The organism is Solicola agrisoli, from assembly GCF_049059935.1.
GTDB lineage: Bacteria > Actinomycetota > Actinomycetes > Propionibacteriales > Nocardioidaceae > JAURVT01.
Genome location: NZ_JBMGQR010000030.1, coordinates 24457 through 44948, shown reverse-complemented (window position 1 = coordinate 44948; position 20492 = coordinate 24457). Strand labels below are relative to the sequence as shown.

The 20492-nt window shown below is 73.2% G+C and carries 18 protein-coding genes; 11 read left to right on the top strand and 7 right to left on the bottom strand.

All coding sequences use genetic code 11. The annotated features are described in order from the left end of the window. From ACI6PP_RS12350 to ACI6PP_RS12325, 6 genes are all read right to left on the bottom strand, one after another. Positions 1-364, bottom strand: a 364-nt coding sequence (locus ACI6PP_RS12350) for a hypothetical protein (protein ID WP_421111890.1), incomplete at its 3' end; no start/stop codon positions are given. After that, entirely contained in the window at positions 361-804 is a 444-nt protein-coding gene (locus ACI6PP_RS12345) for an Asp23/Gls24 family envelope stress response protein (protein WP_421111889.1), read from the bottom strand. The genes ACI6PP_RS12350 and ACI6PP_RS12345, both read right to left, overlap by 4 nt. Next, positions 797-973 carry a DUF2273 domain-containing protein gene (locus tag ACI6PP_RS12340; protein WP_421111888.1) on the bottom strand — a complete coding sequence of 59 codons (177 nt, stop codon included), beginning with the start codon at positions 971-973 and terminating at the stop codon, positions 797-799. Before ACI6PP_RS12340 ends, ACI6PP_RS12345 begins: the two co-directional genes overlap by 8 nt. A 100-nt stretch (positions 974-1073) precedes the next feature. Next, on the bottom strand, positions 1074-1517 hold the full coding sequence (locus ACI6PP_RS12335) for an Asp23/Gls24 family envelope stress response protein (protein WP_421111887.1): 444 nt from the start codon (positions 1515-1517) through the stop codon (positions 1074-1076). After that, positions 1507-1965 carry an Asp23/Gls24 family envelope stress response protein gene (locus ACI6PP_RS12330; protein ID WP_421111886.1) on the bottom strand — a complete coding sequence of 153 codons (459 nt, stop codon included), beginning with the start codon at positions 1963-1965 and terminating at the stop codon, positions 1507-1509. The genes ACI6PP_RS12335 and ACI6PP_RS12330 overlap by 11 nt, the downstream gene beginning before the upstream one ends. Positions 1966-2331: 366 nt before the next feature. Further along, on the bottom strand, positions 2332-4467 hold the full coding sequence (locus ACI6PP_RS12325) for a putative bifunctional diguanylate cyclase/phosphodiesterase (protein WP_421111891.1): 2136 nt from the start codon (positions 4465-4467) through the stop codon (positions 2332-2334). Positions 4468-4669: 202 nt separating this feature from the next. Here ACI6PP_RS12325 and ACI6PP_RS12320 point away from each other — a divergent pair, with 202 nt between their 5' ends. The 5 genes from ACI6PP_RS12320 to ACI6PP_RS12300 all read left to right on the top strand — a co-directional run bounded on the left by ACI6PP_RS12320 (position 4670) and on the right by ACI6PP_RS12300 (position 8683). Next, complete coding sequence (locus tag ACI6PP_RS12320; RefSeq protein ID WP_421111885.1) at positions 4670-5521, top strand: hypothetical protein; 852 nt, start codon at positions 4670-4672, stop codon at positions 5519-5521. Positions 5522-5555: 34 nt separating this feature from the next. Next, on the top strand, positions 5556-6107 hold the full coding sequence (locus tag ACI6PP_RS12315) for a hypothetical protein (protein ID WP_421111884.1): 552 nt from the start codon (positions 5556-5558) through the stop codon (positions 6105-6107). Positions 6108-6131: 24 nt separating this feature from the next. After that, positions 6132-7505, top strand: a complete 1374-nt coding sequence (locus ACI6PP_RS12310; RefSeq protein WP_421111883.1) for a sensor histidine kinase — start codon at positions 6132-6134, stop codon at positions 7503-7505. Continuing rightward, positions 7502-8131 carry a response regulator gene (locus ACI6PP_RS12305; protein WP_421111882.1) on the top strand — a complete coding sequence of 210 codons (630 nt, stop codon included), beginning with the start codon at positions 7502-7504 and terminating at the stop codon, positions 8129-8131. Before ACI6PP_RS12310 ends, ACI6PP_RS12305 begins: the two co-directional genes overlap by 4 nt. 102 nt (positions 8132-8233) lie before the next feature. Further along, positions 8234-8683 (top strand): DUF2231 domain-containing protein, encoded by a 450-nt coding sequence (locus tag ACI6PP_RS12300; RefSeq protein ID WP_421111881.1) that lies wholly within the window; start codon positions 8234-8236, stop codon positions 8681-8683. Positions 8684-8718: 35 nt separating this feature from the next. On the opposite strand, the gene ACI6PP_RS12295 is transcribed toward ACI6PP_RS12300, so the two are convergent. Continuing rightward, positions 8719-10854, bottom strand: a complete 2136-nt coding sequence (locus ACI6PP_RS12295) for a phosphocholine-specific phospholipase C (protein WP_421111880.1) — start codon at positions 10852-10854, stop codon at positions 8719-8721. Between the two features lie 321 nt (positions 10855-11175). Here ACI6PP_RS12295 and pstC point away from each other — a divergent pair, with 321 nt between their 5' ends. From pstC to ACI6PP_RS12265, 6 genes are all read left to right on the top strand, one after another. Continuing rightward, positions 11176-12186, top strand: a complete 1011-nt coding sequence (pstC, locus tag ACI6PP_RS12290) for a phosphate ABC transporter permease subunit PstC (RefSeq protein WP_421111879.1) — start codon at positions 11176-11178, stop codon at positions 12184-12186. Beyond that, positions 12186-13343 (top strand): phosphate ABC transporter permease PstA, encoded by a 1158-nt coding sequence (gene pstA, locus ACI6PP_RS12285; protein WP_421111878.1) that lies wholly within the window; start codon positions 12186-12188, stop codon positions 13341-13343. The genes pstC and pstA overlap by 1 nt, the downstream gene beginning before the upstream one ends. Further along, a complete protein-coding gene (locus ACI6PP_RS12280) occupies positions 13340-14995 on the top strand; it encodes a substrate-binding domain-containing protein (RefSeq protein WP_421111877.1) in 1656 nt (551 codons plus the stop codon). Before pstA ends, ACI6PP_RS12280 begins: the two co-directional genes overlap by 4 nt. Continuing rightward, a complete protein-coding gene (locus tag ACI6PP_RS12275) occupies positions 14992-17574 on the top strand; it encodes a hypothetical protein (protein ID WP_421111876.1) in 2583 nt (860 codons plus the stop codon). The genes ACI6PP_RS12280 and ACI6PP_RS12275 overlap by 4 nt, the downstream gene beginning before the upstream one ends. Beyond that, positions 17571-18488, top strand: a complete 918-nt coding sequence (locus tag ACI6PP_RS12270; RefSeq protein ID WP_421111875.1) for a sortase domain-containing protein — start codon at positions 17571-17573, stop codon at positions 18486-18488. The genes ACI6PP_RS12275 and ACI6PP_RS12270 overlap by 4 nt, the downstream gene beginning before the upstream one ends. Positions 18489-18574: 86 nt before the next feature. Continuing rightward, the gene (locus ACI6PP_RS12265) at positions 18575-20425 is read left to right on the top strand and encodes a PstS family phosphate ABC transporter substrate-binding protein (protein ID WP_421111874.1); all 1851 of its coding nucleotides are present in this window, start codon (positions 18575-18577) and stop codon (positions 20423-20425) included. The last annotated feature ends 67 nt before the right edge of the window (positions 20426-20492 follow it).

Sequence of the window (20492 nt, the reverse complement as noted above, 5' to 3'; positions counted from 1 at the left end):
CGGGGGTGCGGTCGGCGGCCTCACGGGCCACGGTCGCGACCGCGGCGGCGGAGATCCACACGTCGGCGCCGTCGACCTTGGCGCGCTGGTGGGTGCGGGTCGCCGGACGCAGCACGGTCCAGACAAGCAGCACGCCCACGACGGCGGCCACGATGCCGACGGTGATGACCAGTGCCGAGGCGGTGAGGCCGTCCAGGGCGGTGACGAGGTCGGGCACCCACGGGGTGCCGGTGGTCCAGCCCTGCGTGACGGCGAGGTCGCGGACCGCGACGAACCCGACACCGACCAGGACCAGGGCGATGAGGCTCGCGGCGACGAACGCGACCGGCCTCTTGGTCGGGGGCGTCGAGGGTGCGGCACTCACTGGACCCTCCTTCGGGTGTTGTCGTCATCGGCAGTGGCGGAACCGGTGACGACGTGGATGGTCACGTCGACCCGGCGCACGTCCAGCCCGGACAGCTCACTGGTGCGCCGGATCACCGAGTCACGGACCTGGGCTGCGATCGTGGAGACCGGGGCGGGCCAGGTGACGGCGACGTCGAGGTCGACCCACGCCCGGTTGCGGTCGACGCGGACGCTGGCGCGCGGGTAGCCGCGGCCCAGCGCCTTCTGCGCGGTGGTGGCCGACCGGACGGTGCCGTCGGTCTCGCCCGCGGCACGCTCGGCGATGTGCGTGATCGCCTTGGACTTGACGTCCAGGGTCCCGCGCTCAGCGGCCGGACGGTCCGCGCCGCCCGTGGCGTCGGACAGCGCGAACGGTTCGTCCGGTGCGGCCCGCCTCTCGGCTGCGGGTGCCTCAGCCACGACGGCCCCGCACGATCTCGGTGACGTCGAGCTCACCGTCGATCTGGCCGCCCAGCAGGTAGCCGGCGGCGCCGAGGACCAGCGCGAGCAGGAAGCCGCCGAACCCCCCGACGGCGATGGCGATGGCGAACAGCAGTCCGGCGACGAGGCCGACGGTCGAGGTGGTCATGAGGGGTGTCTCCTTGGAAGAGGTACTGGACTGTGTGCGTGAGGTGGGGGTTCCCGGACGGCCGTTCGGTGGTGACCGGACGGCCGTCCGGGCGCGTGTGTCAGGCCGGGCGGGCGACGTCCTCGACGGTGACGTCCACCGGGCCGTCCACGTGGGAGCGGACCGTGCTGCGGACTGCGTCGGCGGTCTCGCGGACCGAGGAGCCCCACGCGACGACGACGTGGATGTCGGCGCCGCCGTCGTGCAGGCGCACGCCGTTGACGCGGCGCCCCGGCAGGTAGGTCGCGACCTCACCGAGGACACCGCCGTGCAGGTCGGCCACGCCCGGCGTGGACAGCACTGCACGAGCGACCACGTCGGCCGGGTCGTCCGGCTCGGCGACGGCCTCCTCGGACGCCTCGACCTCGGCATCGGTGGTGAGCTCGACCGGCTCGTCGGCCGGCGCGGTGACGATGAGGTCGGGCACGACGGGGTCGTCAGCCGTGGGGTCGGGCACGACGTCGGCCTGGTCGCCACCAGGGCGACCGGGGGTGTCACTCGACACGGCTCTTGTCGTCCGCGTCGGTGTCGTCGTCGGAGCCGTCGTCCAGGTTCACGTCGTTGACCGTGATGTTGACCTCGGTGACCTCGAGCCCGGTCATGCGCTCGACGGCGGAGATCACGTTGCGGCGCACGCCGGCGGACAGGTCGGCGATCGAGACGCCGTAGTCGGCGACCAGCTGGAGATCGACGGCGGCCTGACGCTCGCCGACCTCGACCGAGACACCCTGGGAGTGGTTGGTGCTCGACCCGGGGATGCGCTCGCGGATCGCGCCGACGGCGCGCGCGGCGCCGCCACCGACGGCGTGCACGCCCGAGACCTCGCGCGTGGCGATGCCGGCGATCTTCGACACGACGGTGTCGGCAATCGTGGTGCGCCCCTGCTCGGTGACCAGGGGGCCCTTGGCCTTGGTGCCGACCTCGGTGGACTTCTCGGTGCTGCTGGAGCTCATGAAAGCAAACCTTCCTGACGTGTTGGTGCCTCTTAGTCGGAAGCCGAGCCGAGACCCTCACACCGATCTGCTGTGACATGGGTCACAAGAGGTTGCACGACACGTGTTCGACTCACAGTGACCCCAGCCCGCGGTAGTTGCACTTTCAACGGGCGATGTGTCATCCAAGAGGCACCGATGTCCGGGTGTCGACCAGCCCGGAGGCGAGCCCGCCCGATCCGCCGGCGGATCCCGACGAGACGGGCGACCCGTGCGCGCCCGAGGACCTCAGCTCGGCCGGCGTCGACGTGGACGAGCCGGCGACAGGCTCGACCGGCGCCACTCCCCGGCCTGTCGGTGGCGGCAGGCGGCGTGGGGCCGGGACGATCAGCTCGACAGCCCGACGGACCCCGCGTTCGAGGCCACGACGGTGAGGCCGTGGAGGGCGGCCAGCTGCTCGTGCGCGTCCGACCGCTTGGCGGTCTGGGTCGTGAGGTAGCCGCAGGAGCACCGGGCACGGACCCCGCCCGTGGGGCCGGCCAGGTAGTGGCTGAGCCGGTGGACGCCGGTGGGCCCGTCGTCCACGGGGTGCGCGGGCGACGCGACGTCGCCGGACGCGGCTGCGACCTGCGGGTGCGAGGCGCGGGCGGGCACGACGCCACCGGCGTCGGCGACCTGCGTGACGAGCTGGTGCTGGGGTGAGGGCTGCGGCCGTGCGAACAGGAACCCCTGGGCCCGGCTGCAGCCCATCAGGGCGAGGGTCCGACGCTGCCCGGTCGTCTCGACGCCCTCGGCGACCACGTCGAGGTCCATGGACGCGGCCAGCTGGATCATCGAGGACACCAGCGTCGCGGTCGTCGGGTCCGAGTCGATGTCGGCGACGAACGACCGGTCGATCTTGATGACGTCGCACGGCAGGCGGCGCAGGTAGGCCAGGTTCGAGAAGCCGGTGCCGAAGTCGTCGATGGCGATGCGCACACCGCGGTCGCGCAGCTCGGCGAGCACCTCGATCGCCCGCTCGGCGTCGATGGCCACCACGTTCTCGGTGATCTCCAGCGTGAGCTGGCCGGCCGGCAGGCCGTGACGGTCGAGCACCTCGGTCACCGACGCGACCCAGCCCGGGCTCGTGAGCTGGGTCGGCGAGACGTTCACCGCCATCTGCACGGGCCGGTCGAGGTCACGGCTCCACCGGGCTGCGTTCTCGACGGCCCGGTCGAGCACGAACGCGCCGAGCGCGACGATGGTGCCGTCCGCCTCGGCCCAGTCGATGAACTCCGCGGGGCTGATGGTCCCGGCCGTCGGGTGGTGCCAGCGGGCGAGCGCCTCGTACCCGGTCACCTGCTCGGCGCCCATGTCGACGATGGGCTGGTAGGCGACGCCGACCTGGCCGTCGTCGACCGCCTGCTTGAGGTCCTGCTGCAGGTTCGAGCGTCGTCGGACCGAGTCGGTCATGCCGTCGGTGTAGGCGACCACGCGGTGCTTGCCGCCGTCCTTGGCCGCGTACATGGCCACGTCGGCGTCGCGCAGGAGTCCGGCGACGACCTTGGTCGTCCCTGCCGCGACACGGTCGCCGGCCAGGACGCGCGCGACCGGCTGCAGGGTGCGCGTCTCACCGCGCGCCGCGACGCCGATGCTGGCGGCGACCCGCAGCCGCAGCCCGTCGACCTCGATCGGTGTGTCGAGGCTGGCGAGCATCCGGTTCGCCGCCATCTCGACCTGCAGGGCGCTGCCGTGGACGATCGCGGCGAACTCGTCACCCCCGAGCCGCGCGAGGGTGTCGCTCGCGCGCAGCGCACCGGCCAACCTGCCTCCGACCGCCGTCAGCAGGTGGTCGCCGACGTCGTGGCCGTGGGTGTCGTTCACGTTCTTGAAGTCGTCCAGGTCGACGAACACCACGCCGAAGGGCGCGGACCGGCGCGACGCGGCGGTGGCCAGCTCGTGGAACATCGTGCGGCTGGCCAGTCCCGTCACGGCGTCACGCAGGACGATCTGCTCGTTGAGCCGCCAGGCGGCGAGGCTCGTCACGCTCGCTGCCAGGACGAACGCGGCGTGCACCCCCGCCCACAGCCACGGGTGCATGTAGGCGTGGTGGTGCCCGAAGACGTCGTGGGGCAGGACGGTGCCGAGGATGCCGTGGTGGGCCAGGACGAGGAACAGGGCGGTGCCGAACGGCGCCCAGTCCTGGTAGAGCGCGACGAGCGCGACCATCACGAAGAAGTGGAAGTGCGCCTCGGTCTGGCCGCTCCACAGGTAGACCAGCATCATCGACGCCGCCATCAGGCTCGTCGTCGCCAGCGAGCTGCGCACCGTCCGCGGCAGCCGTCCGGGGATCGCGAGCAGGGCCGGCAACGCCACGATCGCGACGTGGAGCGGCGCGAAGGACGGCGCGGGGCCCCAGAGGGCCGAGACCACTCCCAGCACCGCGGCCTGCACCAGGGCGATCGACACGACGACCCGGTGGCGCTGCACCCAGGCGGCGCGCGGCAGCGCCCGGCCTTGCGGCAACCACCGCATCAACCACATCTTCACCCCGCCAGTCTCGTCCACCTTGAGTACCTGGCGCAGGTCTTTACCCAATCTTGCGTTGACAAGCCCCCGGGGCGTGTGGATGGCCGCTCGTCCCGGGCGGGTCCTAGGACCAAGGTCCAATGGCCCGCTCGACCCGCGTCCTCCCAGGCTGGTCCCACCGCCACACCGGCGGCCGGATCCTCGAGGGAGATCACCTGTGACCACCACCCGCCACCGCCTGCTCGCCACCGCCGCCGCGATCGCGACGGCCGCCGGCCTGGCGACCGCACTGGCCGTGCCGGCCCAGGCCAAGTCCAGCCCCACCGGCGACTTCGCCGTGACCATCGGCACCACCACCTACAATCCGGCACCGGGCAGGAGCGTCAAGGTCACGGACCTGGCCGCCCGCAGCCGCATCGTCGTCAAGGGCATCCACGTCGCCTTCACGATCGACCCCTCGACGCTCGGCGTGTACGACTACACGCTCACCGGGGCGCCCGATCCCGAGCGCATGGTCACCAGGCCGACGGTCGTCTTCGCGTCCAAGGTGCCGGTGCTCACCGCCGCCCAGATCGGGACCGCGCGCGTGCAGAAGCTCGAGGTCAAGGACGAGACCCTCGTCGCGACGCTGTCCGCCGCGGCCGGGACGCTGAAGATCCAGGCCAAGGACGCTCCCGCCGGCGGCATCTTCCAGATGGAGCCCGAGATGGGCGCCGCGGTCGAGGTCGTGCACACGCTCGGGCCGTCGCTGTTCTACTTCTCCAACCCCTTCACCGGCAAGGTGAACTTCGGCGACGGGCTCGACCCCGTCGCCGCCGGGTCGGCCGCGTCCCACCAGATGCTGCTCGGCAAGGACAGCCCGCAGGTCGCCACCAAGCTCTTCCAGGACGCGACCACCACACGCTGGTCGGTCACCTCCGGCGGTCGCATGGGCGGCGTCCTCGGCGAGGACGCCATCGAGCTCTCCGCCGGTGCCACCAGCTGCACGTCGAAGTGCCAGGCGCAGAACCGCGTCCGTGGCTCCCTGCCCGTCCCTCCCCTGCCCACCGACCCCACCCCCCTCGGCTGACCACCCCACCCTCCTCCCACCTCTGGAGCCCACCATGAAGCGTCTCGCCCTCGTCACCGCCGGACTCGGCATCGCCGCCGTCCCCGCCGTGCTCGGCATCGCCGGCAACACCTCGCTGACCACCCACCTGCCGATGCAGCCGGCCGAGGCGTCCACCGTCGCGCCGGTGTCGGCGTCCGTCGCCCCGACCGCCTCGGCCGGCCCGAGCGCGAAGCCCCGCCCGGTCGCCTCGCCGTCGCCGACGGCCGTCCCGACCGCCACCCACCGTTCGCGTGGCGGTGACGACGACACGACGGGCACCCACCAGCACCGCACCCGGACCCGTTCGCACGGCGCCGACCACTCCACCGGGCAGTCCGACGACCACGGCGGCCGTGGCCGGGACGATCGCCCGAGCAGCACGCCGACGACGGACCACCGCGGCGGACGCGGAGGGTCCCACGACTCGTCCGACGACCGACGCGGCCGAGGCGGCGACGACTCCGCCGCCGACGACCACGGCGGTCGCGGCCGCGGTGGCGACGACGACTCTCGCGGTGACGACCACGGCGGCGGTCACCACGGCGATACTGGTTCCGATGACTGACCCGACCACCCACCGGCAGGCCCCGTGACCGACCAGGTCGCGGGGCCCGCCTCGCGTCGCTCCCTCGTCGAGGCCACCGAGCGCGTCGCCGTGGAGCGTCCGATCCGTCCGCGCCGCGTCTACACCCAGGTCGCGGCGCTGACGCTCGCCGTCGTCGCGCTCGTCGCCGTGCTCGGCTCGGTCGCTGCCCGCAACATCGCCGAGCGCGAGGCCGACAACGACGCCGCGCAGCAGGCCGGCCTGCTCGCCGAGACGGTCGTCGAGCCCGCCCTGAAGGACGGCATCTCGACCGGAGACCCCGCCGCCGTGGCGGCCCTCGACGAGGCCGTCCGGTCCCAGGTGCTCAGCGACCGCATCGTCCGGGTCAAGTTCTGGACGCCCGCCGGCACCATCGTGTACTCCGACGAGCCCCGCCTGGTCGGGCGCACCTTCGACCTCGGCGAGGAGGAGCGCGAGGTGCTCGAGCGTCCCGCCACCCGGGCCGAGGTCACCGACCTCTCCGAGCCCGAGAACGTGTACGAGCGCGGCCAGGGCAAGCTGCTCGAGGTCTACCGCCCGGTCAGCACGCCCGACGGCGACCGGCTGCTGTTCGAGGTCTACTCCCCCTACGACACCGTGCTCGCCCGCAGCGGCGAGCTCTGGCGCGGGTTCTCCGGCATCACCCTCACCAGCCTGATCGCGCTCGTCGTCCTGCTCATGCCGATCCTGTGGCGCCTGCTCGACCGGCTCCGCGCCGCCCAGGCCCAGCGCGAGCACCTGCTCCAGCAGGCCCTCGACGCCTCGGACGCCGAGCGCCGCCGGATCGCCGCGACCCTCCACGACGGCGTCGTCCAGGAGCTCGCCGCCACCTCGTTCGTGGTCTCCGGCGCCGCCGCGCAGGCACGCGCGGACGGGCACCCCGAGATCGGCAGGTCGCTGGACGACGCCGCCGGCGCCGTCCGCACGGGGATCAACGGGCTCCGCTCGCTGCTCGTCGACATCTACCCACCCAGCCTGGAGGGCACGGGGCTGGCCCAGGCCCTCACCGACCTCGTCGAGGGCTACCGCACGCGTGACTCGGTGGTCACCCTCGACGTCGCACCGTCGGACCACCCCCGTCTGCACCGTGACGGCGAGCGCTTGGTCTTCCAGGTCGCGCAGGAGACCGTCCGCAACGCGGTCCGGCACGCCGGGGCCCGGCGGGTCGACGTCCGTCTCCGCGAGACCGCCGACGAGGTCGTGCTCGAGGTGGTCGACGACGGCGCCGGGTTCGACGTCGACGCCGTGCTCGCCGACCCCGCACCCGGCCACTTCGGCGTCCGGCTCCTCGTCGACGCCGCACGACGCGGGCACGCCGACCTCGACGTGATCACCGCACCCGGTGCGGGGACCACCTGGCACCTGAGGGTTCCTCGATGACCACCGTCCTGCTCGCCGACGACCACCAGCTCGTCCGCGCCGGCCTCGCCGCGCTGGTCGACGCCGCACCCGACCTCGAGGTCGTCGCCCAGGCGGCCAACGGCCAGGAGGCGGTCGACCTCGCCGCCACCACCGGTCCCGACGTCGTGCTCATGGACCTGTCGATGCCCGTGATGGACGGTGTCGAGGCCACCCGCCGGATGACGGCTGCGCAGCCCGGCGTCCGGGTCGTCGTCCTCACGTCGTTCTCCGACCAGGCACGGGTCAGCGCGGCGCTGGAGTCCGGAGCCGTGGGCTACCTGCTCAAGGACTGCGAGCCCCACGAGCTCATCGCAGCAGTACGCAACGCCGCCGCCGGACACGCACCGATCGACCCGCGCGTCGCCTCCGCCCTGCTCCCCCGCCGTCGCCCCGCACCCGGCGAGGCGATGAGCGGACGCGAGCGCGAGGTGCTGCTCCTCATCGCCCAGGGCCTGGCGAACAAGCAGATCGCCAGGCGGCTGGGCATCACCGAGCGCACCGTCAAGGCGCACGCGGGCAACGTGTTCCGACACATCGGGGTCGCGGACCGGACGAGTGCCGCGCTCTGGGCGCGCGACCACCTGCCCGAGGCCGCCGGCGACTGAGGGCCGGAGGTACTAGCACCATCGGACACTGGTGACGTCGAGCCGACCGCACCACGCTGGGGACGTCGGGCCACCGCCCGACCGGACCGGAAGAGGATCCTCGTGCCTGACTCGTTCAACGGGCTCCCCCTGCACCCCCTCGTGGTGCACGGGGTCGTCGTGCTGCTCCCGCTCACCATCATCGGCGTGGTGCTGGTCGCGCTCCGCCCCGCCTGGCGGCAGCGGTACGGCTGGATCGTCGTCGCCCTCGGTGTCGTCGGCACCGCCCTGATCCCCGTCGCGACGTCCAGCGGCGAGGCCCTCGAGCGTCAGGTCGGCGACCCGGGACGTCACGCCGCGCTCGGCGACCAGCTGTTGTGGTTCGCCCTGCCGATGGTCGTCCTGCTCGTCGTCCTGCTGGTCCTCGACCGCACCCGACCGGGGCTGCGCCTGCTGACCACCGGCGTCGCGCTCGTCGCGGTCGTCGCAGCCGTCGCCGCCGGCGTGCAGGTCTACCGCGTCGGCGACTCCGGGGCCCGTGCCGCCTGGGGCGACGTCGCCGCCACCGGCTGACACCGCGCCGGCACGCCCGGTCGCGCGTCCCGCGCCTAGGGCGTCACCGGACGCCGACCGCTCGCCGTCGCCCCCGTCACCCGGCGCCGGAAGGTGGGGTCGCCGTCGACGCGGACCTCCAGGTCGTACCAGCCACGATCGGTGCGCCAGCCGTGCTCGACCGTCGTCCCCGGGCGCAACCGGAGACGACGTGCCTGCCGTCCGTGCGCCAGCGAGCGAAGCCGCACGACCAGCGGGACGCGACCGTGGTTGGTCATCAGCACGTCGAGCTGTCCGCCGCGACCGCTGCGCGTCCCGACCTCCAGGTCGGACCCGACTCCGTCGAGTCGTCCCTCGAGCTCGTGCCAGAACCGGTTGGGTCCCTGGACCGCCAGGCTGTACCCGCCGTCGGGAACGGGGACGGTCCGCCTCTCGCGGCGCGCGACGTCGAGGTGCTCGGGGTGGGACAGCTCGCCGCCGTAGGGGTAGATGACCAGGTGCGACGCCGATCGTCCGGCGTTCGTCAGGTCCAGGTGCAGACGGCTGCCGTCGACCCGCGTGGTCACCTCCGGCCGGTAGGGCAGCGGACGCGCCAGGCGCCTCCCGGGGCGCTGGCCGGGCAGCCGCTGGTCCACCGGTGGCTGGGGCGTCCACCGCTCGACGGGCGCCGGCACGGGGCCGGGCTCGTCGAAGGCCGGCTGTCGCGTCGGGTTCTCGAAGTCGAAGGTCGAGGTCAGGTCACCGCAGGCGGTGCGTCGCCAGCTCGAGATGTTCGGCTCGCTCACGCCCGTCCATCGCTCGAGGAACCTGATGACGGAGGTGTGGTCGAAGACCTCGGAGGAGACGTGGCCTCCGATGCTCCACGGGGAGACGACGGTCATCGGGACACGCGGGCCGAGCCCGATGGGCCGTCCGTCGTACCAGTCGTCCCCCTCGCCCGACGCCGGTCGGGGCGCCACCGGCGGCGGCACGTGGTCGAAGTAACCGTCGTTCTCGTCGAAGTTGATCAGCAGCACGGTCCTCGACCAGGTGTCGGGGTCGGACGCGATGGCGTCGAGGAGGTCGTGCACCAGGCCGGCGCTGCCGACCGGGGTCCCGGCACTGGGGTGCTCGGAGTCGGCGGCCGGCGGGACGATCCACGACACCGCCGGCAGGGTGCCGGCGTCGATGTCGGCCCGCACCCGCTCGAGCAGGGTGCCCGGACGGCTGCGTGAGACGGCCCGGTCGAACAGGACGCGGTCGGCAGGCGTGAGACGTGCGCGTCCGCGCGCCAGCTGGGCCAGCAGGCGGTCCTGCTCGGCCGCCGGACGGTCGTGCAGGGAGTCGTAGAGCTCCTCGGTCGTGCGGAAGTCGCCGTCGACGGCCTCGAGGACCGTGCTGCCGATGGCCTTGAACCGCTGGAAGTACTCCACCGCGTTGTCGGTGAAGTTGTCCCACTCCTGGTAGATCTGCCAGGACACCCCGGCCCGCTGCAGCCGCTCGGGGTAGGTGGTCCAGTCGTAGCCGGCGTGCGCGTAGTCGTAGGCCGCGTTGGTGACCGCGCGGGCCGTGCTGCCCGGCTCGGTGCCCGTGGTGCCGGACCACAGGTAGTTGCGGTTGGGGTTGGTCGACCCGTTGACCGAGCAGTGGTACGCGTCGCAGATCGTGAAGGTCTCGGCGAGCTCACGCTGCAGCGCGAGGTCACGCTGCTCGTAGTACGTCATGGACGCGGCGCCCTTCGCCGCGACCCAGTCGTCGCACCACCCGTCCGCCCAGGCCTGCGTGGCATCGGTGAACCCGTGGGGCAGGGCACCGAGGTACTGCACGTCGCTCGCGGGCCGCCCGGCCCTCGCGGCCGCGTCCTTCAACGAGAAGGGCAGGACGTGGCCGCCGCCCGCCGAGGGCTGGTGGAAGACCGACCGGCCGGACCGCAGCCGGAGCGGGTGGGTGTCGCCGAACCCGCGGACCCCCGCCATCGTGCCGAAGTAGTGGTCGAACGAGCGGTTCTCCTGCATCAGCACGATGACGTGCTCGATCGCACGCAGTCCACCCGGACGCATCGGCGCGGCCATCGCCCGCTGCACCGACGCGGGGAGGAGCGAGCCGGAGGCCGCGACACCTCCCGCGGCGGCGGCCAGGCCCAGGACGCGGCGTCGCGACACGGTGGCGGAGGAGGAGTCGCGCAGGTCGGACGAATCAGAGTTCTCGGTCACGAGGCACCAGCGTTCCCCTCGTCGGTGCCACGGCGGTGGACACCGGGTGAACAGCGCGCGACCCGCCCGCCGGGTCGGTGACGGTCCCGTCGACGTCGCGCCGCACGGGCATTCCCGGCACTCCGCACACCACCTGCGACGGACAGACCAGAGCGGGTGGGACGTCATGGTCATTTCGAGCCATCGACGCTCAGAACCCCGGATTTGTTGGGGTCTGAGGATCAGGACGTTGTCCGACCGTTCACCTGTCGAGGCCCGTGCGTTCGCCACCCCTGATGAAGGTTCTCTCGGCCCAGAACATCTCGGAGAGCAGGACCACCTGTGAGCACGACCCGCCCGTTGCGCGAGCACGAGGCACCCGACCGACCACGCTCGGTGAGTCGCAGGGCGACCGGCGTCGACGCGGTGTTCGAGCACTCCGCCCGCGCCGTCGGTGCCTCGGTCCTGGTGATCACCGGCGGCGTCGGGGTGTTCCTGGCGTGGCAGGCGTACCCCACGCTCGAGCGCTACGGGTGGGCGTTCCTGACCACGAGCGCGTGGGAGCCCGAGACCGACACCCTGGGCATCGCCGCGGTCCTGGTCGGCACCTTCCAGGTGGCCGCGGTGGCGATGGCCCTGGCGTTCCCGCTGGCCCTGCTCACCGCCCTGTACATCAGCGAGTACGCGCCGGCACGGCTCAAGGCCACCCTCGTCTCGATGGTCGACCTGATGGCCGCGGTCCCCTCGATCGTCTACGGACTGTGGGGGTTCTTCCTGGTCATGCCGCACGCCGCCTCGCTGGCCGTGTTCCTGCAACGGCACCTCGGCTGGATCCCGATCTTCGACGTCGACGCCGACCCGAACGCCCCGGTCTGGGACGCGAGCCGCTACGTCTCCAGCGCGTTCTGCGCGGGCATCGCGGTCGCGATGATGGTGATGCCGATGTCGTGCGCCGTCATGCGCCAGGTGTTCTCGCAGGCACCGGTCGGCGAGCGCGAGGCCGCCCTCGCCCTGGGATCGACCCGCTGGGGCATGATCCGCACCGTCGTCATCCCCTTCGGCCGCGGCGGCATCATCGGCGGGTCGATGCTCGGCCTGGGCCGCGCGCTGGGCGAGACCATCGCGGTCGTCCTGATCGTGTCGCCGGCCTTCGAGATCAAGCCGAGCGTGCTCGAGATCGGCACCGTCACCGTCAGCTCCCTGATCGCCGGACGCTTCGGCGAGGCGAGCGCGTCGCAGCTGTCCGCGCTGCTCGCCGCCGGGTTCGTGCTGTTCCTCATCACGCTCGCGGTCAACACCGCCGCCGCGGTCGTGGTGAACCGCAGCCGCTCCGGCGCCGGGACGGACGCCTGATGACGATCCTCGACCGTCCCGCCACCCGGACGACCGTCCTGCCGGTCACCGACGACGACGCCCCTCCCCCGCTGCCCCGCACCACCGTGGGCAGGCCCACCGCGGAGGAGCGCCTCACCACCGTCGGCTCCTGGGTGGCCGCCCTGGCGCTGGCGTGGCTGGTCACCCAGCGACTCCTGCCGATGCAGGGCCCGGCCTGGCTCCTGGTCACGTGGTTCGTGCTCGGCGTGGTCGTCACCGCCGTCACCGCGTCGATGACCGGCGCGCGCACCGACGTCACCGACAGGGTCGCCTCCGCGGTGGTCACCGCCGGTGCGCTGCTGGTCGGCGCGGCCCTGGTCTCCACGGTCCTGTTCGTGGTGGCCCGTGGGTGGAGGCCGCTGCTGCACCCGAACTTCTTCTTCTCCGACATGAGCGGCGTCGGCCCCAAGGACGGCTTCGAGGTCGGCGGGGTCGCCCACGCCATCACCGGTTCGATCATCCAGCTCGGCATCGCGCTGGCGATCACGCTGCCTCTCGGCATCGGCACGGCGGTCTTCATGACCGAGGTCGGTGGGCGCTTCGCCCGCCTGGTCCGCACCGTCGTCGAGGCGATGACCGCCCTGCCCTCGATCGTCGCGGGCCTGTTCATCTACACGGTCCTGATCGTCGCCCTGGGGTACCCGCGCTCGGGCCTCGCCGCCGCCCTGGCCATCGCGGTGATGATGCTCCCGATCATCGCCCGGTCCGCCGACGTCGTCCTGCGTGTCGTCCCCGCCGGCCTGCGCGAGGCCAGCCTCGCGCTCGGCGCCTCGCGCTGGCGCACGGTGTGGCACGTGGTGCTCCCCACCGCGCGGCCGGGCCTGGCCACCGCGGTCATCCTCGGCGTCGCCCGCGGTGTCGGGGAGACCAGCCCGGTGCTCCTCACCTCGGGGGCGGCGGCGTTCACCGTCACCAACCCCACCGACGGCGCCATGAGCTCGCTTCCCCTGTTCATCTACACCACCGTCCGCAGCGGCGAGCCCAACGCGATCACCCGCGCCTTCGGCGCCGCCACGGTCCTGCTGCTCCTCGTCCTGGCGCTGTTCGTCACCGCCCGGCTGCTCGCCCGCCCCCGCCGCACCAGCCGCAGGCCGCTGCTCGGCCGCCGCGCCACCACCGACAAAGAGGCCCGATGAACCGCCGCCGTCCCGCCGCCCTGCTGCTCATGATCATGTGCGCGCTGACGTTCCTGCACGCCGTGCCCGCCGAGGCGGCGACCTACACCCAGATCGAGGGCACCGGCTCGACCTGGAGCGACAACATCGTCCAGCAGTGGATCGCCGACGTCTCCTCCTCGGGCATGTCGGTGGTCTACACCCAGGGCGGCTCGTCCAAGGGCCGCAAGGACTTCGCCCAGGGCACCACCGACTTCGCCATCAGCGAGATCCCGTACCAGGGCAAGGACGAGCAGGGCAACGCCGACACCTCCAACGGTCGCGACTACGCCTACCTGCCCATCGTCGCCGGCGGCACCGCGTTCACCTACCAGCTCAAGGTCGGCGGGAAGATGGTGCGCAACCTGCGCCTGTCCGGCGACACCCTCACCAAGATCTTCACCAACAAGATCACCAACTGGGCCGACCCGGCGATCACCAAGGACAACAACGGGCGCGCGCTGCCCTCGCTGGCGATCACGCCGGTCGTGAGGTCGGACGGCTCGGGCACCACCGCCCAGCTGACCACCTGGATGAACAACCAGTACCCGTCGCTGTGGAAGCCGTTCTTCGGGCGCAGCGGGCTGACCTCGTACTACCCCCGCAAGGGCCGCTCGATCGGCGCCGCCGGGTCGGACCAGGTCATGAACACGATCGCCGGATCGGCCGGCAACGGGACCATCGGCTACGTCGAGTACTCCTTCCCGCTGAACAAGACCGCCTCGGACGGCAAGCCGTTCCCCGTCGTCAAGGTGCTGAACCGCGGCGGCTACTACGTCGAGCCGACGCAGTACAACGTCGCCGTCGCCCTCACCAAGGCGCGGATCAACAACCAGAAGAGCTCCCCGCTCTACCTGACGCAGATCCTCGACGGCGTCTACGCCGCCACCGACCCGCGTGCGTACCCGCTCTCGTCGTACTCGTACATGATCATCCCGACGGCGAGGAACGACCGGCGCATGACCACCGCCAAGCGGCAGACGCTCGCCGACTTCATGTACTACTCGCTGTGCACCGGACAGTCCAAGGCCGGCACCTACGGGTACTCCCCGCTGCCGCTGAACCTCGTCCAGGCCGGGTTCACCCAGCTCGCGCGCCTCAAGACGGCCGACCCGAAGGTCGACCTGGCCAAGCGAGACGTCGCCTCCTGCAACAACCCCACCTTCGTGAAGGGCGACCTGTCCAAGAACAAGCTCGCCGAGATCGCACCGGCCCCGGCGACGTGCGACAAGCTCGGTGCCGGCCCCTGCGGCACCGACACCGGGACCGGCAAGCCCTCGACCGACGCCAGCAACGCGGCGGCGGGCGGCGCAGCCGGGACCGGTGCCGCGGCGGCAGGCACCCCCGGCGCCGGGACGGCAGCACCCGGGGCCGCGGGCACCGGGGCCGCCGCACCGACCGGCGCACCGGGCGCCGTCGACCCCGAGACCGGACTCCCCACCGGTGCCACGGCCACGGGCGCGGCCTCCGACGGATCGGTCTACGCCAACCCCACCGAGCTCGTCGCCGGCCGAGCCGGCGACACGCGCACCTTCGGGATGCTGGCGGCCGCCGAGCTCGTCGCCCTCATCGTCGTCCCCGGCGTGGTCGCGACCTGGATGCGGCGCCGCCGCTCGGCCGGGGGCACCCGATGAGCCGGCTGCGCTGGGGAGCGTTCGCCGCGCTGGTGGCCGTCAGCCTCACCGCGCTGCCCGCGGCCCCCACCCCGGCCGTCGCCGCCGACTCCGGCGACGGCGCCTGGAGCGGGACGAAGACCCTCACCCGCACCTTCGCCCGCGCCGACGGCACCGTCGACGAGGTCTCGCGCCACACCGTCACCGTCAAGGCCGACCAGACCCGGGACCTCCGCGGCCGCCAGCGGATCTCGGTCAGCTGGAGCGGTGCCCAGCCCAGCGGCGCGCGCGCCTCCAACCCGTACGGCGAGAACGGGCTGCAGCAGGAGTACCCCGTCGTCGTCCTGCAGTGCCGCGGCCGGGACGTCGCCACGGCGCCCGCCTCCCAGCGGCTCACGCCCAGCAGCTGCTGGACCTCGTCGGTCGCCCAACGCTCCCAGGTGCAGACCTCCGCAGGTGCCGCGGTCTGGACCCAGGACTCGCACGCGAGCGCGGCCGACCGTCAGCGCCTGTCGGGCATGACGCCGTTCCCCTCGGCCAAGACCTGCCCCACCGCCGACACCACCGGCTACGCCACGGCCCTGACCCCCTTCCGGTCCGCCCGCGGCACCACCTTCGCCGCCTGCGACTCCTCGGCGATGCCTCCCGAGGCGGCTGTCGGCGCGGCGTTCCCGCCGGCCGAGGTCGCCGCGTTCACCGACGCCGACGGCCGGGGCCAGGTGCGCTTCGAGGTCCGCAGCGACGTGGAGAACGAGTCCCTGGGGTGCTCGGACACCGTGCCGTGCTCGGTGGTCGTCGTCCCCATCGCCGGGATCAGCTGCGACACCCCCTCCACCCCCGCGACCACCGTCGACCGGGCCTGCCGCCAGAGCGGCAACTTCGCGGCCGGCTCGAGCAACTTCGCCGGCGACGGCGTCGACCTCGCCGTCTCCCCCGCCCTGTGGTGGTCCGCGTCGAACTGGCGCAACCGGTTCAGCATCCCGATCAGCTTCGGCCTGCCGCCCGACACCTGCGACGTCCTGGACCCCCGCGCCCCCACGGGCTTCTACGGGACCGAGCTGCTGGCCCAGGCCGCCCTGCAGTGGGCGCCCGCGTACTGCCTCAGCCGCAAGCGCTTCAAGTTCCAGCTCAACCAGATGTCCGACGCCGCCGGCTTCGCGGTGATGACCAAGGGCGACGGAGCCGCCGCGGTCGTCTCCTCGGCGCACGACTCCGCGGGCACCGCCGTCGGCTACGCCCCCACCGCCGTCACCGGGTTCGCGATCAGCTTCGTGATCGACCGCCCCGGCAACGCCGGCGAGCTGACCCGGCTCCGGCTCACGCCCCGCCTCGTGGCCAAGCTGCTCACCCAGTCGTACCTGGGCTCGGACCTCGGCCGCGCCCACCCCGGCATGGCTCGCAACCCGCTGTCGATCAACGTCGACCCCGAGTTCACCCGGCTCAACCCCGGTCTGAGCACGACCGCCCAGGAGGCGGCAGCGACGGTGCTGTCGCTGTCGGAGTCCAACGACGTGATCGAGGCACTGACCTCCTGGATCGCCCAGGACCCCGACGCGGCAGGCTTCGTCGCGGGCAAGCCCGACCCGTGGGGCGCGACGGTCAACCCGGCCTACGCGCGGATCACGCTCCCGGTCGCCGAGTGGCCCCTGCGGGACAGCTTCGTCCCGTCCACCTCGAGCACCTGCCGCAAGCGCAACCCCGCCGTCTACTTCACGCAGATCGCGGCGCCGGTGACCACCCTGCGCAAGATCAGCGACGCCCTGCTCGACTCCTGGCCGAACGTGCAGACCCGGTGCGACGTCGACGTCGCCACCGGCCTGGACAAGCTCGGCCGGATCGACCGCCAGAACTACGGCTCGAGGTTCATGCTCGGCGTCGTCAGCCTCGGCGACGCGGCCCGCTACGGCCTGCGCAGCGCCGACCTGCAGACCAGGCCCGGCTCGTTCGTCGGCCCCACCGACGCCGCCCTCGGCCGATCGGTCGCCCTGATGACGCAGCGCACCCGCCTGGGCGCCTTCACCCTGGACCAGGCCGACGTGCGCAAGGCCGGCAACGCCTACCCGGGCACCACCGTCCTCTACACCGCGGCCCGCCTCGACGGCCTCCCCAAGGCCGATGCAGCCAAGGTCGCGTCCTTCGTCCGGATCGCCACCACCGAGGGCCAGCGCCCGGGCAGCGGCAACGGCCGGCTGCCGGCCGGCTACCTGCCGCTCACCCGCACCGGAGCCACCTCCCAGCTGTTCGCCTCGGCCCAACGCGTCGCCACCGCGATCGCCGCCCAGAAGGGTCCGAGCAGCGCCGCCGGCTCCACCGACGACGACACGCAGGACGGCGCGAAGGCCGGGACCGCCCCGGCAGGTGGCGGAGGTGGCGCCGCGGGTGCGGCCGGCGCCGATGCCGCGGCGCCTCCGGGCGCCGCCGTCCCCACCGCACCGGCGGTCGCGGTCACGCCGCGGACGACGAACGCGGCGGCGACGTCGCCCACCCAGGCCCTCACCTCGGCACTCGGACGCCTGCTGCTGCCGGCCCTGCTGGGCATCGGGATCGTCGGCGGTCTCGCGGTCGCCGCGTCCCGCCTCCGTGGACGGATCCGCCCGTGACCGCGCTCGCCGACCGCACCAGCACCCCGGCCCGGGGCACCCACCGGACCCCGCCGCGGCAGCAGCCGGGGCCGAGCCGTCGACCGGCCTCAGCCGGGTGGTGGACGCCCGTGGTCACCATGGTCGCCCTGGTCTGCCTGTGGTCCGCCGCGCAGATGCTCGTCCTGGGCTCCCTGGCGCACGACCGCGCCCAGACCCTGGCGTACGACGCCCTGCGCACCGACCTCGCCTCGGCGACCGCGCCCGTCGGACCGGTGGTGCCCGTGGGCACCCCCGTCGCCCTGGTGACGGCACCGGCGATCGACCTGCAGGAGGTCGTCACCGAGGGCACCGCGTCCGGCGACCTGCTCGGCGGGCCGGGGCACCGACGCGACACCGTCCTGCCCGGGCAGCAGGGCATCTCGGTCGTCTACGGCCGGGGCGCCACCTACGGCGCCCCCTTCGGACGGATCGGCGACCTGCGCCGGGGCGACCGCCTCGACGTCGTCGCCGGCCAGGGATCGGTGAGCTACACCGTGCTCGGCGTACGCCGCGCCGGCGACCCGCTCCCCGCCGCACCGGCCAGCGGTACCGCCCGGCTGACGCTGGTCAGCGCTGAGGGGACCGGACGGCTCACCTCCATCGACTCCGGCTCGGCGGTCTACGTCGACGCCGAGGCGACCAAGGGCTTCCCGGCCCCGTCCGGTCGCGCTCCGTCCGTGCCCGACTCCGAGCGCGCGATGGCCGCCGACCCCGCCGCCCTGCCGCTGCTCGCCCTCGCCCTCGGCGCGCTGACCGCCGTGTGCGTCGCCGTCGCCGCGGCCACCGCGCGGTGGTCCACCGCCCTGGTCTGGGTGCTCGCCGCGCCCGTCGCGATGGCGCTGGCCTGGTTCACCACCGACGTCGTCATGCGGCTGCTGCCCAACCTGATCTGACCGACCCTCCCGATCCCACCGTCCCTACGAGCGCCCCACCGCAGCACCCACACCCCACCTGAGCACCACCAGACCAAGGAGAACCCATGTTCGTACGCAGGTCCCTCGCGGCCGCCGCCACCCTGGCCGTCGTCGGCTCCGCGCTCGCGGTCGCCGTCCCGGCCCAGGCGGCCGAGGCCGACGACCCGACCTTCACGCCCACCGGTGCCGACCTCATCGGTGTCGGCTCGGACACCATCCAGCACACGCTGCACCTGCTCGCGACCGGCGGCACCGTCGACGGCGTCGCCGTGAAGGGGTGGAACGGGCAGACGCCGGCTCCCGCCTCCCGCATCGCCAGCTTCTCGGCCACCGGTGGCGGCACGATCGCGCTGCCCGCCGGCGCCATCCCCCGCCCGAACGGCTCCGGCGCCGGTAAGGCCCTGCTGTACGGCGCGAAGAACAACACCGACGTCGACTTCGCCCGGTCCTCCTCGCAGCTGAACACCGAGGAGGTCGGCGCCGGTCTGCAGGCGTTCCCCTTCGCCCTCGACACGCTGGTGCCCGCCGTGTCGCGCACCGTGGCCTCCAACGCCCCCAGCAGCCTCACCGGGGCCCAGATCCTCGCCATCTACAAGGGTGACGCCACCCGCTGGAACCAGGTCGGCGGCACCTCGAGCGCCACGATCAAGCCGCTCATCCCCCAGGCCGGGTCCGGCACCCGGTCGTTCTTCGTCGCCCAGCTGCAGGCGCTCAACGGCGGCACCGCCGTCACGCTCGGCTCGGCCGTCACCGAGGTGCAGGAGCACGACGACACCCCGATCAAGAGCGACCCCAACGCCATCGCCCCGTTCTCCAAGGGCCGCGCCGAGCTGCTCGGCACCGCGCTGCGCATCCCCTCCGGCTTCTCCGCCCAGCGGGCCCTCTACGACGTCGTGCGAGGCTCCGACCTCGGCAACGCCACCGTCCAGGCCGTCTTCGGCGAGGACGGCTTCGTCTGCTCGACGGCCGCGCGTCCGCTGATCGAGGCATCGGGCTTCTCCCAGCTCGCCACCCCTGACGCCGGCGGCGTCTGCGGGCAGGCCACCCAGAACCCGACGAGCAACTTCACCCTCAACCAGGCCGTCGCCACCACCACCTCCCTGACGGCCGACAGCCCCGCCGCGGGCACCATCCGCCTGCGCGCCGCGGTCCGCGCCGGCACGGCCCCCGACGGCACCGTCACCTTCTACGAGGGCAGCACCGTCCTCCGCACGGGCGTGCCGGTGATCCAGGGCGTGGCCACCCACCAGCTCAGCGGCGTCACCGGCAGCCACACCTACCGGGCCGAGTTCGTCCCCACCGCCGGGACCGCCTTCGAGCCCTCGCAGGCCACCGCCAGCGCCCTGGCCAGGGTCGCCTCGGCCACGACGGTCAGCATCTCCCCCGCCAGCTCCACGTGGGGCAAGGCGCGCACCGTGCGCGTCACCGTCCGCTCGGCCGGCAAGGCCGCCGCGGGCACGGTCGCGATCAAGGTCGGCTCGGGCGCCACGGTCAACCGGACCCTGTCCGCCGGCACCGCGAGCGTGGCCGTCCCCGCCACCCTCGGGGCCGGCCGGACCGCCGTGACCGCCCGCTACCTCGGCACCACCGCCGTGGTCCCCTCCTCCGCCGCCGGCACCGTCACCGTCTCCAAGGCCTCGGCCGTGGTCCGTGAGACGTACGCCGCCTCGGTCAAGAAGGGCAAGCGCGCCACCGGCGCCGTCACCGTCAGCCTCAACGGGACCTCCCTCAAGCCCACCGGCACCGTGACGATCAAGCGCGGGAGCAAGGTCGTCGGCACCGGCCGGCTGTCCGGCGGAAAGGCCACCGTGCGCCTGGCCAAGCTCCCCAAGGGCAAGCAGAAGCTCGTCGCCACCTACAGCGGCAGCGCCAACGCCGGCGCGGGTCGCCTGAGCTTCACGATCAAGCAGAAGTAGCCCCGACACCCAGCACCACCGGCCTGCGGTGGCCCGCACCCAGCGGGCCACCGCAGGCCTCGTCCCC

What these genes read in the sequence shown, in the direction of transcription:
- ACI6PP_RS12325 (WP_421111891.1), bottom strand. Translation starts at nt 4,467, where the DNA reads ATGTGGTTGATGCGGTGGTTGCCGCAAGGCCGGGCGCTGCCGCGCGCC.
- ACI6PP_RS12330 (WP_421111886.1), bottom strand. Translation starts at nt 1,965, where the DNA reads ATGAGCTCCAGCAGCACCGAGAAGTCCACCGAGGTCGGCACCAAGGCC.
- pstA (WP_421111878.1), top strand. Translation starts at nt 12,186, where the DNA reads ATGACGATCCTCGACCGTCCCGCCACCCGGACGACCGTCCTGCCGGTC.
- ACI6PP_RS12305 (WP_421111882.1), top strand. Translation starts at nt 7,502, where the DNA reads ATGACCACCGTCCTGCTCGCCGACGACCACCAGCTCGTCCGCGCCGGC.
- ACI6PP_RS12315 (WP_421111884.1), top strand. Translation starts at nt 5,556, where the DNA reads ATGAAGCGTCTCGCCCTCGTCACCGCCGGACTCGGCATCGCCGCCGTC.
- ACI6PP_RS12275 (WP_421111876.1), top strand. Translation starts at nt 14,992, where the DNA reads ATGAGCCGGCTGCGCTGGGGAGCGTTCGCCGCGCTGGTGGCCGTCAGC.
- ACI6PP_RS12280 (WP_421111877.1), top strand. Translation starts at nt 13,340, where the DNA reads ATGAACCGCCGCCGTCCCGCCGCCCTGCTGCTCATGATCATGTGCGCG.
- ACI6PP_RS12265 (WP_421111874.1), top strand. Translation starts at nt 18,575, where the DNA reads ATGTTCGTACGCAGGTCCCTCGCGGCCGCCGCCACCCTGGCCGTCGTC.
- ACI6PP_RS12340 (WP_421111888.1), bottom strand. Translation starts at nt 973, where the DNA reads ATGACCACCTCGACCGTCGGCCTCGTCGCCGGACTGCTGTTCGCCATC.